The sequence below is a fragment of the Rhizobium sp. Rhizsp42 genome, assembly GCF_047304155.1.
GTDB lineage: Bacteria > Pseudomonadota > Alphaproteobacteria > Rhizobiales > Rhizobiaceae > Rhizobium.
Genome location: NZ_JBGLYS010000052.1, coordinates 1 through 14,519 on the forward strand (window position 1 = coordinate 1; position 14,519 = coordinate 14,519).

At 63.1% G+C, this 14,519-nt stretch carries 10 protein-coding genes and 2 pseudogenes; 4 read left to right on the forward strand and 8 right to left on the reverse strand.

What is annotated here, in order from left to right:
• Nucleotides 1–184: 184 nt before the first annotated feature.
• Nucleotides 185–574, forward strand: a pseudogene (locus ACCD05_RS29390) (DUF922 domain-containing protein); the annotation flags it as partial.
• A gap of 19 nt (nt 575–593) precedes the next feature.
• Here ACCD05_RS29390 and ACCD05_RS29395 read toward each other — a convergent pair.
• Together ACCD05_RS29395 and ACCD05_RS29400 are read right to left on the reverse strand one after the other, a co-directional pair.
• The gene (locus ACCD05_RS29395; RefSeq protein ID WP_111561662.1) at nt 594–1,223 is read right to left on the reverse strand and encodes a TerC family protein; all 630 of its coding nucleotides are present in this window, start codon (nt 1,221–1,223) and stop codon (nt 594–596) included.
• A 119-nt stretch (nt 1,224–1,342) separates the two neighbouring features.
• Nucleotides 1,343–1,819: an RrF2 family transcriptional regulator gene (locus tag ACCD05_RS29400; protein WP_111561663.1), complete on the reverse strand. Its 477-nt coding sequence runs from the start codon at nt 1,817–1,819 to the stop codon at nt 1,343–1,345.
• A gap of 118 nt (nt 1,820–1,937) precedes the next feature.
• On the opposite strand from ACCD05_RS29400, the gene ACCD05_RS29405 reads away from it, so the two are divergent.
• Nucleotides 1,938–2,837 (forward strand): NAD(P)/FAD-dependent oxidoreductase, encoded by a 900-nt coding sequence (locus tag ACCD05_RS29405; protein WP_413397056.1) that lies wholly within the window; start codon nt 1,938–1,940, stop codon nt 2,835–2,837.
• Between the two features lie 95 nt (nt 2,838–2,932).
• Here ACCD05_RS29405 and ACCD05_RS29410 read toward each other — a convergent pair whose 3' ends face one another.
• Nucleotides 2,933–6,742: a peptidoglycan-binding protein gene (locus tag ACCD05_RS29410; protein WP_413397058.1), complete on the reverse strand. Its 3,810-nt coding sequence runs from the start codon at nt 6,740–6,742 to the stop codon at nt 2,933–2,935.
• A 372-nt stretch (nt 6,743–7,114) separates the two neighbouring features.
• A pseudogene (locus tag ACCD05_RS29415) lies at nt 7,115–7,610 on the reverse strand (Lrp/AsnC family transcriptional regulator).
• Nucleotides 7,611–7,697: 87 nt separating this feature from the next.
• Between ACCD05_RS29415 and ACCD05_RS29420 the strand changes: the two are divergent.
• Nucleotides 7,698–8,981 (forward strand): cystathionine gamma-synthase family protein, encoded by a 1,284-nt coding sequence (locus ACCD05_RS29420; protein ID WP_413397060.1) that lies wholly within the window; start codon nt 7,698–7,700, stop codon nt 8,979–8,981.
• Between the two features lie 27 nt (nt 8,982–9,008).
• Here ACCD05_RS29420 and ACCD05_RS29425 read toward each other — a convergent pair whose 3' ends face one another.
• From ACCD05_RS29425 to ACCD05_RS29440, 4 genes are all read right to left on the reverse strand, one after another.
• Nucleotides 9,009–9,380: a hypothetical protein gene (locus ACCD05_RS29425; RefSeq protein ID WP_081619891.1), complete on the reverse strand. Its 372-nt coding sequence runs from the start codon at nt 9,378–9,380 to the stop codon at nt 9,009–9,011.
• A gap of 130 nt (nt 9,381–9,510) precedes the next feature.
• Complete coding sequence (locus ACCD05_RS29430) at nt 9,511–10,533, reverse strand: sensor histidine kinase (RefSeq protein WP_047507273.1); 1,023 nt, start codon at nt 10,531–10,533, stop codon at nt 9,511–9,513.
• 16 nt (nt 10,534–10,549) lie between these two features.
• Nucleotides 10,550–10,987 (reverse strand): response regulator, encoded by a 438-nt coding sequence (locus ACCD05_RS29435; protein WP_047507275.1) that lies wholly within the window; start codon nt 10,985–10,987, stop codon nt 10,550–10,552.
• The gene (locus ACCD05_RS29440; protein WP_413397063.1) at nt 10,984–12,477 is read right to left on the reverse strand and encodes a sensor histidine kinase; all 1,494 of its coding nucleotides are present in this window, start codon (nt 12,475–12,477) and stop codon (nt 10,984–10,986) included. The genes ACCD05_RS29435 and ACCD05_RS29440 overlap by 4 nt, the downstream gene beginning before the upstream one ends.
• 233 nt (nt 12,478–12,710) lie before the next feature.
• Between ACCD05_RS29440 and ACCD05_RS29445 the strand changes: the two genes are divergently transcribed.
• Nucleotides 12,711–14,507: an acyl-CoA dehydrogenase C-terminal domain-containing protein gene (locus ACCD05_RS29445; protein WP_413397065.1), complete on the forward strand. Its 1,797-nt coding sequence runs from the start codon at nt 12,711–12,713 to the stop codon at nt 14,505–14,507.
• Nucleotides 14,508–14,519 lie beyond the last annotated feature (12 nt).

Genomic DNA, 14,519 nt, shown 5'->3' on the forward strand with positions numbered 1-14,519 from the left:
TGAGGCCTCCAAATCAAAGCCTCATTGAATCAAAGCCATGCCCGCGTGTGAACCCCGTTTATGAGTGTAGGGCCTAGATTGGCCGCGCGGAACAAAGCACGGGGAACGATGTGGGATCAGCCTTTCGAATGTTGACGCTGGGTGCGCTGATCGCGTCGATGCCGGTCGCGGCGCTCGCGCAGGGACGCGCAAATACGAACGGCAGCCGGATAATGCCTGCGAGCTGACGGTCGCCAGGCCGAAGCTGACGATCATCTACACGCTGCCCAAACCGTCCGCCAAGCTCTCGCCATCGGTGCAAGCCAGCTGGAACAGCTTCATCGACGAAATCCGCAAGCATGAGCGGGTGCATGGCGATACCATCATCGACATGGTGCATGAAATCGAGACGCTGAGCCTCGGTTTTTCCGCGCCGGATGATCCCGATTGCCGCAAGATCCGCACCAATCTCACCGAAAGGCTCGGCGAGATATCCGGCAGGCAACGACAGCGCGGGCGCGATTTCGACCGGGTGGAGATGAGCGACGGCGGCAATGTGCAGGCGCTCATCCTGAAGCTGGTCAACGGCCCCTGACGGGGCCGTCCGTTCGAGGTCAGCCGGCAGTTGCGGCCGCGACATGCGGCCAGACTTCCAGGCCGCCGCGATAGATCATGTGCAGGGCGACATAGACGATGATCGCCAGGCCGATATAGGCGATCCAGTGATAGCGGTTGAGCAGGCGCGCGATGAAGTTGGCGGCGATACCCATCATCGCGATCGAGAGAATCAGGCCGATGACAAGCACGGTCGGATGCTCGCGGGCCGCACCCGCCACGGCAAGCACGTTGTCGAGCGACATCGACACGTCTGCGATGACGATCTGCGTCGCTGCCTGGAAGAAGGTCTTGCGAGGAACTTGTGAGCCTTCGGCATGCTCGCCTTCGCCGGCCTGGGCATTATTGGCGCGGATTTCCCGCCACATCTTCCAGCAGACCCAGAGCAGCAGGATACCACCCGCCAGCAGCAGGCCGATAATCTCGAGCAATTGCACGGTGACGCTGGCAAGCGCGATGCGCAGCACGGTGGCGGCCAGAATGCCGACCAGAATGGCCTTCTTGCGCTGATCGGGGGCAAGGCCGGCAGCCGCCAGACCGATGACGACGGCATTGTCGCCGGCCAGAACCAGATCGATGATGATGACCTGCAGAAGCGCCAGCAAGCCGGCGGATGTGAATATTTCCATGATGCGACAATCCCTGCGCGAACGCCTCCCCGGCGTAGCCAAGGCTTAAATGATCGGTCGGCAACGGATCAAGTGCTGTCGGCCAGCTTCGGCAAAAGATCCGCGCCTTTCACGTAAATTCAACTGGATGCCGATTGTTCCGCGTGAATGTCGCCGTGGATGTTGCATCGCCCTTCAGGCATGCGCCGGTCGAAATCGGCCGCGATGTCGGCGATGGTGACCGTGCGGAAGCGTTCGAGGAGAAGCGCTTCGGCCTCCTTCAGCGCATCGCCGAGCTTTGCATCGACGGCCTGTTCCACCAGACATTCCGGCTGATCGACCGAAGGGCCGATCGCGAATAGCGGCGGCTTGCCGATCGCCTCGTAGATGTCGAGGAGCGTGATCTGGTCGAGCCCGCGCGCCAATTCCCAACCACCGCCATGCCCTTGTTCGGAGCGGACATAGCCAAAGTCGCGCAGGCCCGCCATGGTGCGCCTGACGACGACGGCATTGGTGCCGAGCATTTTCGATATCGTTTCCGATGTCGCGCGCTTGTAGTGCCGGTCCATGTGGATCAGCACGTGCAGCATGCGCGAAAGGCGGCTGTCGCGTCTCATTCGCTTACTCCTGTTGCGATCAATCTAGCGCCAGAGCCCATCTGTAACAAGTTAGGTTACGTGTCTTGACGGTACGCTTTCATGTAACATATGAAGATGCGAGAGATAGGAGAACGTCATGACCTACGATGTGATCATTGTCGGCGGCAGCTTCGCCGGCCAGTCCGCTGCCATGCAGCTTGCCCGCGCGCGCCGAAAGGTCTTGGTTGTCGATGGGCGCAAGCCGCGCAACCGTTTCGCGGAAGCCTCTCACGGCTTCCTCGGTCAGGACGGCAAGGCGCCGGCGGCAATCATCGCCGAGGCATCCCGTCAGCTCGGCCTCTACAAGACGGTGACGCAGCTGCAGGGCGAAGCAACCGAGATCGGCAGGGACGGGGAGCTCTTCGCCCTCACGCTCGCCGATGGCACCACGCAGCGCGCCGCCCGCATCGTGCTTGCCACCGGTGTCCGCGACGAGCTGCCTGACATCGAGGGGCTGCAACAGCGCTGGGGCAAGACGGTGATCCATTGCCCCTATTGCCACGGTTATGAAGTCGCCGACCGGCCGCTCGGCGTGCTCGCGGGAAATCCGATGTCGGTGCATCAGGCGCAGATGATCCCGGATTGGGGACCGACCACCTATTTCACCCAAGGCCAATGGGAGCCCGATCCCGAGCAGGCGGCCCTGCTCGATGCACGCGGCGTCGTGATTGTTCGCAGCCCTGTCGTCGAATTGCTGGGAGAGGCGACAGACCTGGAAGCTGTTCGTCTCGAGGATGGCCGCATCCTGCCGCTCGGCGGCCTGTTCGTCGCGCCGAAGACGCATCTGACGAGCCCGCTTGCCGAACAGCTCGGCTGCGTGCTGGAGACCGGCCCCACCGGCCGCTTCATCCGCGTCGACAATTTTCAGCAGACCACGGTCAAGGGCGTCTACGCGGCCGGCGATGCCGCCGTCGCGATGGCCAACGCGACCATGGCGTCGGCTGCGGGCGTCATGGCCGGCGTTGCCGCCCACCGCTCGCTGATCATGCCGGACTGAGCACGCTTCGGGGAAGGGCGCTGGCAAGCACCGCTTAAACAAAAAATCCCCGCAAACACCGGTTTGCGGGGATTTTTGTTTGAGCCATTGCTTGATCAGGCCTTGGTCGATGGCGCCTTGTTGCGTTCCAGCAGCGCCTTGACGGTCGCGTCGTTGATCTTGCCGCTCGGCTCCTGGCCGATCGACTTCTGGAAGCTCTTGATCGCGGCAACCGTCTTGGTGCCCAGTTCGCCATCCGGCTGGCCGGCATCGAAGCCGTTATTGTTCAGGATCGCCTGAATGTTGCGGATCGCCCGCTTCATGTCGACGCTCGAAGTTTTGGTGGCGGTGCCGGCCCATTCATCCGGAACCTCGATACCGTTCGACTTGTTGTCGAGCGGCTCGGCCTTCCAGAGATCCGCCTTGGCGCGGGCCTTCTCCAGCTGATCCGGCTTCATGGCATTGGCGACTTCGTCACGCTTCTGCGAAGCGTCCTTGTCGCCGCCCTTGGCCGCGATCGCGAACCACTTGTAGGATTCCGTCAGATCCTGCGGCACGCCGTTTCCACGGGCGCACAGGATCGCCAAGTTGAACTGGCTATCGGTGATGCCGAGGTTTGCGGCCTTGGTGAACCAGTTGGCCGCTGCCGAGTAATCCTGTTGTCCCAGCGCGCCGGAGGCGTAGAGCACGGCGAGATTGTGCATCGCGTTCGCGTTGCCCTGGTTGGCGGCCTGTTCGTAGAACTGCTTGGCCTTGTTGGCGTCGCGGGCAACGCCGGTGCCCTTCTCATACATGCTGCCGAGGCGGTACTGCGCCGGCGCAAAGCCCTTGTCGGCCGCCATCTGGTACCAGTTGAGCGCCTGGTTCGGATCCGCGGTCACGCCGGCGCGGCCATCGCTGTAGCGCGCGCCGATTTCAAACAGCGCCAGCGCATCGCCTGATTTCGCGGCATCCGCAAGCGACTTCGGCTGGATCGTGTCGGGGACGGCGATCTCAGGTGCCGCTGTGGCCGGTGCGGTTTCGGTTGCCGCCGGAGCCGCATTGTTGGCGGTGAAGGCGGACGTATCCTGCGGTGCGCCCGAAGGTGCAAGCGCGCCATTGCCGCCAAGCGGTGCGGCTTCGGTCAGCCGCTCAGGGGCTGCCGGCTCGGTTGGCGCAGGCGCGACATTGGCCGTCACGGGCGGTGCCGGCGTCGAGACAGCGGGTGCCTCAGGCGCCGCGGCTACGGGTGCGGACGTTTCGGGCGCAGTTTCGCTGTCTGCGGGCAGCGTTGCGTTCTGTCCGTCGGTGATCGTGGCCACTTCGGCGGTCGGCGCGGGCGCGCCCGAGGTCAGCGTGCGGGCCAGCGGGAAGGCCATGATCGCCAGAAGCACGGCGCCGACGGCAAGCAGGATCGGACGGCGGAAGCGTGAAAACGCGCTGCCCTTGCCTGTTTCCTTGGCCGGGTCCTTGATCTTCGCCTTCTTCTCGCCCTTTACCGACCCGGCCTTGCCGCTGGGATCGACTTCAAGCGCTGCGGCCTGCGCCGCACGGCGGGCAGCTGCGATATAGTCGGCGCGATCCGTATCGCTTGCCGGCTTCGGATTGGTGCGGGCCGCATTCTGGCTGGCGCGCACGCGCTCCAGGATTTTCTTGACGTCAGGCGCACCGGAGCCCGGCTCCAGCGGCTCGTTGGCGGCTTCCGGCGGCATGACGTCGACAGGATCGATCGAGGGCGACGGGTCGATGACGGCGCGTTCGCCGGTCTTGGCCTTCTTCGACGGCAGCAGGCGCTTGCCGAGGCTGACGAGCAGGCTTCCCTTTGCGGCGGCCGCGGCAGGCTTGCTGGCGGCCTCGATGGCAATGGCGCTGGTCTCGGATGCGGCGATCGCCGGTGCGGCCGGCTCAGGCGCGGGCTCGGCCTTGCGCACGGCTTCCGGTACGCGCGTGCCGAACACGGCGGGCTTCTCGGCTTCCTCGGCGCCGGCATCAGCCATCGCGTAAGGGTCGACGTTGAAATCGACGTCGGCGGCCGGCATCCGTGCCGGCGGACGGGCCGTGCGGCTTTCCATGTCGTCGAGCCGGTCGGCGATGTGCACCAGCGTCTCGTGCAGCGCCTGGAAGGTCTTGTGCGTGCGCTCCTCGCCGCTGCGGCTCAGATCCTCGAGATGGCGGAGGTCGGCGGCCAATGCATTGAGCGCCGACATGTCGACGCCCGCACCACCGCCCTGCAGGGCGCCGTTGCGCGAATAGGCCTCGACGACCGCCTCTGCGGCCTGGCGGGCGGCTTCGACGATATATTCGTCGCTGGTCGCCATGTAATCTTCGATCGCGCCCATGCGGCGGTCGAAATCGATGGCGATCTCGGTGCTCGGGCGCGGCTCGCTCATCAGCGCGGAAAGATTGGCGATCTGGTCTTCCAGATTGCGCAGCGCGTTGGCGTCGGTCGCGGGTGCCGCCGAGCTCTCGTCGAGACGGGCTGCGATATCGCTCAGCCGGTCCTCGATGCGCAGGAAGGCTGCGTCGTCGACAGGGGTCTGGATTGCCTGCTGCGGCTGGAATTCCATCTCGTCGATGCGGCGGGCCAGATAGTCGAGGCGCTGCGCCAGCGCGTCATTGACGGCGCCGTTCTCAAGCGCGTCGATCTTGCGCGAGATATCGGCGAGCGCGCCGGTCAGCTCCGGCTGCGGTGCGGCCCGCTGGCTCTTTTCGAGCAGCAAGGCCAGATGTTCGAGCCGCTCGTCGAGGCGCGACGTGGCCTCGGCATTGGCGACTTCCTCGACGCGGGCCGTCAGGGCTTCGAGCCGTTCGGCAAGACCATCGGCAGGGTTGGCGCGGCTTGCAACGCTCTGGCCCATCAGCTCGATCTGGTCGGCAAGGCCGCTCAAGCGTCCCTCGAGGCGGTGCATGGCAGCCGGATCGCCAGACGTAGCGGCGCGGCCGGTCGCGGCGATCGCGCGGCTGATCTCATCGAGACGGCTGTCCATCGACGCGAACTGCTCCGACATCGCCCGGTCATGCGGCTGGATCATGCTGCCGAACTGCTCCATCGCCGTTGCGATGGAGATGAGCTTGTCTTCGAGTGCCTTGACGGCCGGGCTTTCGCCCATGCCGCCGATATGGCGCTTGATGTCGTCGAGGCGGTAGGCAAGCGCCACCAACTCTTCCTGCAGGCCCGATGTGTCGAGCGCATGCAGCTGGTTTTCGAAGCCGTCCCAGCGCTGGTCCATGTGGCGCAGCGAATCCTCGCGCGCCAGCCCGTCCATCAGCGAGCGAAGGTCTTCGAATTCGCCGCGCAGGCCATGGGCCTCGGACGTTTCGGAGCGCGCGGCCAGATGGTTGATGCTGTCGGCAAGCCGGCTCATGTCGGCATGAATGTCTTCGGCGAAGGGACGATCGGCGGCCGTCGCCTTGATCTCGCGCAGTTCGCCGCGCAGCGCGTCCATTTCGCGGGCCACGCCCTCCGAGATGTCGCGCTTCAGATCCTGGCGCAGGCTGACGAGCGCCTGGGCGATTTCCGTCATCGTGTCTTCGGCACCACGCGGATTGGCGACGGGAGCCTGTGGCTGCTGAACGGCCGCGCGCGGCTGCGGCGCCGGCGTATGTGCGGGAGCCGGCTGGGCCGCATAGGCCGTCGCCTGCTCGCGGGGTGCGTAAGGGGTGGTCTCGCGGGCGGCGCGCTCGCGGCTGGCGTCGAGCATGCGCTGGCGCTGGCGGATCTCGGCGAGCGGATCAGGACGCGGCTCGGCGGCGGCGTAGGGCGCGCGCGGCGTGTAAGTGGCGGGGGCGGGTTCGCGTTCGGGCGCCGGCTGGCGATTGCGCTGCTCGCGCACTCCGCTGCCGATCAGGCCTTCGATCCGTGCTTCCAATCCCTCGATCGTGCGGTTCAGCGCGTCAAGCGACGCCCTGTCGGAAGGCCGGGGAGAATGTGATCGCGATCCGTTCATCTTCTTGCTCGCTTATCTGTTCGCACCCTCGTCAGGGCCGATCATTGGCTTTTCCGTCAGAGCCGCAACGAATGCGGATCAGAGAGCATCGTCCATGAGAGGATAATTAAATAGGCTTTCCTCAAGCTGTACGTGTGGCGCGCATCCCATAAAACGCGAGACTTGAAAGAAGGAATGCAGGACACCAATGCTCAAACGTCACCTTTCACGGAACGTGGTAAACAACCCGTTAACCGGTGTGGCGATTTTTTAACTTTTGTGGCTGCCGAGGCGGATTTCGTGCCGAAATCGGCCTTCTAATGTACAAGCGGGTGCAAGTGGATACCGCCGTTAATGCAAGGCGCCCGCCGAAGGGCAGGAGGACGCGAAACGTCAGATCCGGCGCGCCTTGATTGTGTTCATTCACGAAGCTCGTCTCGATCGTGTCGACGCATTTCAGCCGCGCGATCTTCTCCTTGATGAAGCGCTCGTAATCGTCGAGCCCGGAGCTCATCACCTTCAGCACGTAATCGCGCGATCCGGTGACGAGATGACATTCCAGCACCTCGTCCCACTCGCGTACGGCATTCTCGAACATCTGGATCTCGTCCTCATGCTGGCGGCTGAGGCGGATCGAGGCGAGCGCCGTCATTGTCCAGCCGTTGACGGCGGGATCGATCAGCGCGGTGTATCCCTGGATAATCTCGGCCTCCTCCAGCCGCCTCAGGCGACGTAGGCAGGCGGAAGCGGAGAGGCCCACACGCTCGGCGAGTTCGTTATTGGCAAGCCGCGCGTCGCCGGCCAGTTCCTTCAAGATCCGCCGGTCCATCTCATCCGCAACTTTCTGCACGAAATCTTCTCCGCTCTCGCATGATGTTGCTTCCAACATCGCAGCCGCGCTCCAAATAGCAATAACATCAAGCGCATTTCGATATAATTTGCCGTCATCAATCCATCTTTGAAGCAGGAGACGACCATGACCGCGCCGCATCCCTCCAAGACCCATATCGGCAATCACGCCCTGCATCCCGAAACGCAGATGCTGAACTATGGCTACGATCCCGAACTGTCGGAGGGCGCGGTCAAGCCGCCGGTGTTCCTGACCTCGACTTTCGTGTTCAAGTCCGCCGAGGATGGCCGCGATTTCTTCGATTATGTCTCCGGCCGCCGCGAGCCGCCGGCGGGGCAGGGCGCCGGCCTCGTCTATTCTCGCTTCAATCATCCGAACAGCGAGATCGTCGAGGATCGCCTCGCCGTCTACGAGCGCACGGAAAGCTGCGCGCTGTTCTCGTCGGGCATGTCGGCCATCGCCACGACGCTGCTCGCCTTCGTGCGTCCGGGTGATGCGGTGCTGCACTCGCAGCCGCTCTATGGCGGGACCGAAACCCTGCTCGCCAGGACCTTCCTCAATCTCGGCGTCGCGGCCGTCGGTTTCGCAGATGGTGTCGACGAGAACTCGGTGCGCGCCGCAGCCGAACAGGCGATGGCCAAGGGCCGTGTGTCGATGATCCTCGTGGAAACGCCGGCGAACCCGACCAACAGCCTTGTCGATGTCGCGATGATGCGCCGGATTGCCGATGAGATCGGTAGGAAGCAGGGCCACACGCCGATCGTCGCCTGCGACAACACGCTGCTCGGTCCCGTCTTCCAGCGCCCGATCGAGCACGGCGCCGATATCTCGCTCTATTCGCTGACCAAATATGTCGGCGGGCACTCCGATCTGATCGCCGGCGCCGCACTCGGCAGCAAGGCCGTGATGAAGCAGGTCAAGGCGCTGAGAGGCGCGATCGGCACACAGCTCGATCCGCACTCCTGCTGGATGCTCGGCCGCTCGCTGGAAACGCTGCAGATCCGCATGGAGCGCGCCAACAACAACGCACTCGCGGTGGCCGATTTCCTGCGCGCGCATCCGAAGGTGAAGAAGATCCACTATCTCCCATATCACGAGCCGTCATCGCCGCTCGGCCGCACCTTCGCGGCGCAATGCACCGGAGCCGGATCGACCTTCTCCTTCGATATCGAAGGCGGTCAGCCGGCCTCGTTCAAGTTCCTAAACGCGCTGCAGATCTTCAAGCTCGCCGTCAGCCTGGGCGGTACCGAATCGCTCGCCAGCCATCCGGCGACGATGACGCACTCCGGCGTTCCGGCCGATGTGCGTCAAAGGATCGGCGTTCTGGATTCCACCATACGCCTGTCGATCGGCATCGAGCATCCAGAGGATCTCATTGCCGATCTGACCCAGGCGCTGGACGCGGCCTGATCGCCGCGAGTGGGAAAGGGTGGCGGCTCAGGCCGCCGCCGTTTCCCTGACATCGTCGAGCAGGAAGTGCACGACGACATATTTGGTGGTGAAGTGGCGTCCGCCCTCGGTGACGTTGTCGACCGAGCCGCCATCAGCGGGGTGCCAGGCGTGATAATGCGGATTGGTGGTGATCAGCGTCACCGCCTTGCCGAGGTTTCGGCCGTCGAGCCGGTAGCGCGCTTCCGCCAGCGGCCAGATGCGCTCGTAATCCTCCATCGGAATGCGGACTTTCAACGCCTGCCGGCTGATTGCCTCGCTGCGCGAGCCGTCCTCATGTTCTATCGCGGGAAGATCGAGTGTTACTTCTTCTGCGTTGTCCAGAACGAAGTTGAACTCTTCGGGCCACATCCGTCTCATGAAATCGCTCCTCCTAAGCTTTTTCGTCGGTTAGCCAACGAAGTTTAGCGCGTCTTCTGCAGGAAGCAAACGATACCTGCGGCGCGTCTCATAGACGGCCGGCCGCAGGCTGTTTCAAGAGTGGAATGTCTTACTGCTGCCAGCGCACGGCGACATAGGTGCCATCAGCCTTACCGTCGCGTCCGTAGCTTATCTCGGCGCCGAGCGTCGTGCCCATGGCGTTGATCAGCCGTGTGCCCAGGCCGGTTCCCTTCGGGCCGACAGTGCGGTCATAGCCGATCCCGTCGTCCTCGACCGAGAGCACCGCGAAGCCATCGTCGGTGGCTTCAAGCACGACGCGCACTTCGCCGGTGCCGGCCGTATAGGCGTATTTCGTGGCGTTGGTCACCAGCTCGATCAGGATGACGCCCAGCGCCACCGCCTTGTCGGCTGTCGTCGAAATCCGACACAGCTGCGATTTCAGCGTGATGCCGCGGGCGATCGTGCTGCTGCCGTGCAGTTCGGCGAGCAGCGGTCCGAGATAGACGTCGAGCTCGACCTCACCGATGATCTCCGAGGTGTAGAGGCTGCGGTGCACGCCGGCGATCGCCGTGATGCGGTTCTGCGTCTCGTTGAGCGCTGTCTTCGTTTCTTCGCTGCCGGCGATTTGCATCTGCATGCGGATCATCGCGGAAACCAGCGACAGACTGTTGGCGATGCGGTGGTTCATCTCCGCCAGCAGCAGTTCGGCCCGTTCCTTGGCAACGACGAGCTGCCGGTCGGCCTCTTCCTTCTCGCTGCGCAGCCTGGAGTTTTCCATCGCCTGGTTGAGCGCGCTGATCAGAAGCGGGAAGAAATCGTCCGTCGCCGTCTTCACGACGTAATCCGCAGCCCCGCCCTTGAGCGCCCGGATGGCGACATCGGCGTCGCTCGATCCGGTGACGTAGAGCACCGGCGTCGGCTTGCCGATCTCGGCGATCGCCTCAAGAAAGTTCAGGCCCGTCTGGTTCTCAAAATAATGGTCGAGAACGACGGCCTCGAAAGTCTCGGCTGCGAAAAGCTCAAGCCCGATCTCGATGGACGGAGCATGGACGACCGTGAAATCACTGCGCGCAAGCACCCGCGTTGCGAGGCGGGCTAGGGCCGGATCATCATCGACATAAAGGATGCGCACAGATTTTGGCTACTCGTTAGGGGACTTGGATGACAGAGAAGAACAGGCCGAGATTGCGGATCGCCGTGGAGAAGCCGTCATAGTCCACCGGCTTGGTGATATAGACGTTGGCGCCGAGATCGTAGCACTTCTGAATCTCGCGCTCGTCGTCTGTCGTGGTCAGGACAACGACGGGCATGCGGCGCGTGTGTTCGTTGGTCTTGATCTTCTCGAGAATGTCGAGGCCGGACATGTCAGGCAGGTTGAGATCGAGCAGGATCAGCAGATAGCGATCCTTGCTGACCAACCCGTCGCGATCCGGTCCGAGAATGTAATCGAGCGCGCCCTTGCCGAGCGTGAACGGCACGATCTCGTTGTTGACGCCGGCGCGGCGCACGTTCTTTTCGATGAGACGGGCGTGCCCCTCGTCATCCTCGATCATCACGATCGTGACTTCCTGACCGGTCGCTTTCATAGTTCCATACTCCGTACGATTTTGGTGAGGTCCGCGGGCAGCGTCAGAATGAACGTGCTGCCCTTTCCGAGTTCGGACGCGACCGTAATGTCTCCGCCCAAATTTCGGATTAACGAACGCACATGCGCAAGGCCGATACCTTCGCCGCGCTGATCCTGCTCGCCGGCCCGGCGAAACAGCTCGAAAACCCGTTCGAGATCGTTGCTGGCGATGCCGCGACCATTGTCCTTCACGTCGATCCTGACACGCCCCGGTCCATCGGGATAGGCGTCGACATCGATTTTAAGCGGCCGTCCCGGCATTTGATACTTCACCGCATTGTCGAACAGGTTGCCGAAGATCTGGTCCAGCGAGAAGCGGTCGTTGACGATGGCGCCGATGCGAACGCGGGTTTCCGTCGTCCCGCCCGTTTCTACCAACTGGTGGTGAACATTGGCGGCGACGGTGTCGATCATCGCCTTCAGGTCGATCCGTTCGGGCTGCAGCTTTCGGCGTCCGTCGCGCGAGATCTTCAGGATCGCGTTGATCAGCGCATCCATCTTGCGGGTCGACGAGCGGATGAAGCCCAGCGCTTCCGGCAGGTCTTCCTCGACCGCCAGCCGCGCATCCTGGATATCCTGCTCGCTCAGCGTCTTGTTGTCGGCAAGCACATAGGTCGAGACCGACTTCATCGCCGTATCGAGCTCGCTCAAAAAGCCCATGATGTTGACCAGCGGCGCCCTCAGATCGTGAGTCACGATATAGGCGAAGCGCTGGATTTCCTGGTTGGCGCGCATCAGGTCTTCGGTGCGCTCGTTGACGCGCGCCTCGAGCCCGACATTGAGCACCTCGACCTCCTTGGTGGCGAGCGACAGGTCGCGCACGTGTTGCACGATGATGAGGATGGCTCCGCCGAGCACGACGAGGATCGCCAGCGCGCCGCCGATCGTTACCAGTTGCAACGTGCTGGCCGCAGAAAGCTGCTTTTCCACCAGAACCCGCAGGCGGTTATCGGTTTGGTCGAGGAAGTCGCCGATGATCGCGCGGATCTTGTCCATGTAGACAAGTCCGGCATCGTCACGAACGATCGCCACCGCTTCCGCCGTCTTGCCCTCACGTGTCAGCGCGACCGTCTTGGCGAGTTCGTTCATCTTTCCGTCGATCGCGGCGTTCAGCGCATCGAGCTGCATTGCATAGCTCGGCAGCGATTTGACGTTGTCGAGCAGGACTTGTCGGCGCTTCGGCAGGTTTTCCAGCGCGGATGTATAGGGCGCGAGGTAAAGAACATCGTTCGCCAGCAGATAGCCGCGCTGGCCTGTCTCCGCATCCTGTACGGTGGTCAGCACGCCGACGATGGCGCTGCGCACACGGCGCAGCGATGCCGTCTCGTCGGAATATTCGCGGTTCGCCTGGACAAGCCAGAGCGACGAGCCGACGATGCCGAACAGGATGAGGACACCCACGGCAAGCATGATCAGGCTGGAGCGGAAGAAGGCGGCTGTGGAGGTCATACGGCATCCGTTTGGATCAGATTTTAGACATGTACACACAGCTGTGTGCGAAAGATAGCACCCTTACAGTGTGTTCCTGCAGCCTTTCCCGTTGCGCACAGACCTCGTGCGGCGCCCCTTCGGCTCACAAATTTGCGATGCAATAAAATTTGACGTTTACGCAAACGTCAATATTTTGTAAGACACTTGCACAGGCCGGTCCGCCCGGCTGACGAATTGGAGGAATTCGAACGATGCCAGTCTACAAGGCCCCGGTAAACGACACGCTTTTCGTGCTGAACGATGTGCTGGGTCTGGAGCGCTACAACAACCTGCCGGGCTTCGCCGACGCCACGCCTGATATGATCGAGGCGATCCTCGGTGAATCCGCCAAGGTGGCCGAGGAAGTGCTTTTCCCGCTCAACTATTCCGGCGACCAGGAAGGCTGCACGCGCAAGGAAGACGGCTCGGTTTCGACGCCAAAGGGCTTCAAGCAGGCCTATGACGCTTATTGCGAGGGCGGTTGGACGGGGCTTGCCGTGCCGGAGGAGTTCGGCGGCCAGGGGCTTCCCTACACGCTGCACGCCGCTGTCGGCGAATACACGTCTGCCGCCAACATGTCGCTGATGATGTATCCGGGCCTGACCCAGGGCGCCATCGCCGCCATCATCGTCCACGGATCCGACGAGCAGAAGAAGACCTATCTGCCGAAGATGGTCTCCGGCGAATGGTCCGGCACCATGAACCTGACCGAGCCGCATTGCGGCACCGATCTCGGCCTGCTGCGCACCAAGGCCGTTCCGCAGGCCGATGGCAGCTACAAGCTCTCCGGCCAGAAGATCTTCATTTCCGCCGGCGAACACGACATGTCAGGCAACATCGTCCACCTCGTTCTCGCCCGCATCGAGGGCGCGCCCGAGGGCACCAAGGGCATCTCGCTCTTCATCGTGCCGAAGTTCATGGTCGGTGCCGATGGCGCGGCCGGAGAACGCAACGGCGTTTCCTGCGGCGCGCTCGAGCACAAGATGGGCATCCACGGCAACGCCACCTGCGTCATGAACTACGACGAGGCGACCGGCTTCCTGATCGGCGCCGAGAACAAGGGCTTGGCTGCCATGTTCGTGATGATGAACGAGGCGCGCCTCAGCGTCGGCCTGCAGGGGCTGGCGATCGCCGAGATCGCCTATCAGAACGCCGCCGAATATGCCCGCGAACGCATCCAGGGCCGCGCGCTGTCAGGCGCCAAGGCACCGGACAAAAAGGCCGATCCGATCATCGTTCACCCCGACGTTCGCCGCGCGCTGATGACCATCCGTTCGTTCAACGAAGCCGGTCGCGCCTTCCTGCTCTGGACCGCGCTGAAATCCGACATCGCCCACCGCGCGACGGATGAGAAGGAACGGCAGACGGCCGACGATATCCTCGGCCTCGTCACCCCGATCCTCAAGGGCGTGATGACTGACAAGGGCTTCGACCACGCCGTCATGGCTCAGCAGGTCTTCGGCGGTCACGGCTATATCGAAGAGCAGGGCATGAGCCAGTATGTCCGCGATGCCCGTATCGCCATGATCTACGAAGGCGCCAACGGCATCCAGGCGCTCGATCTCGTCGGCCGCAAGCTCGGCCAGAATGGCGGCCGCGCGGTGATGGCGCTGTTCAAAGAGATCGGCGATTTCTGCGAGGAAAACCGCAGCGACGAGCAGATGTCCTTCTTCACCAAGAACCTGAAGAAGGGCTTGAACGACGTGCAGGCGTCGACCATGTGGTTCATGCAGCATGCGATGGCAAAGCCCGACAATGCCGGCGCCGGCTCGACCGACTACATGCATCTCTTCGGCCTCGTCATTCTCGGCTATATGTGGGCGAAGATGGCCAAGGCCGCAAACGACGGACTGGCCGCGGGAGAGACAGATCGCGAGGCTTTCCTGCGCAACAAGCTGATCACCGCCCGCTTCTTCATGGAGCGGATCATGCCGGAAACGACGCTGCGCAAGGCGCGCATCGAGACCGGCGCGGAAACGATGATGGCATTGAGCGCCGAGGCGTTTTGAGGTTTGCGGCCA

What these genes read in the sequence shown, in the direction of transcription:
- ACCD05_RS29410 (WP_413397058.1), bottom strand. Translation starts at nt 6,742, where the DNA reads ATGAACGGATCGCGATCACATTCTCCCCGGCCTTCCGACAGGGCGTCG.
- ACCD05_RS29395 (WP_111561662.1), bottom strand. Translation starts at nt 1,223, where the DNA reads ATGGAAATATTCACATCCGCCGGCTTGCTGGCGCTTCTGCAGGTCATC.
- ACCD05_RS29405 (WP_413397056.1), top strand. Translation starts at nt 1,938, where the DNA reads ATGACCTACGATGTGATCATTGTCGGCGGCAGCTTCGCCGGCCAGTCC.
- ACCD05_RS29400 (WP_111561663.1), bottom strand. Translation starts at nt 1,819, where the DNA reads ATGAGACGCGACAGCCGCCTTTCGCGCATGCTGCACGTGCTGATCCAC.
- ACCD05_RS29440 (WP_413397063.1), bottom strand. Translation starts at nt 12,477, where the DNA reads ATGACCTCCACAGCCGCCTTCTTCCGCTCCAGCCTGATCATGCTTGCC.
- ACCD05_RS29420 (WP_413397060.1), top strand. Translation starts at nt 7,698, where the DNA reads ATGACCGCGCCGCATCCCTCCAAGACCCATATCGGCAATCACGCCCTG.
- ACCD05_RS29435 (WP_047507275.1), bottom strand. Translation starts at nt 10,987, where the DNA reads ATGAAAGCGACCGGTCAGGAAGTCACGATCGTGATGATCGAGGATGAC.
- ACCD05_RS29445 (WP_413397065.1), top strand. Translation starts at nt 12,711, where the DNA reads ATGCCAGTCTACAAGGCCCCGGTAAACGACACGCTTTTCGTGCTGAAC.
- ACCD05_RS29425 (WP_081619891.1), bottom strand. Translation starts at nt 9,380, where the DNA reads ATGAGACGGATGTGGCCCGAAGAGTTCAACTTCGTTCTGGACAACGCA.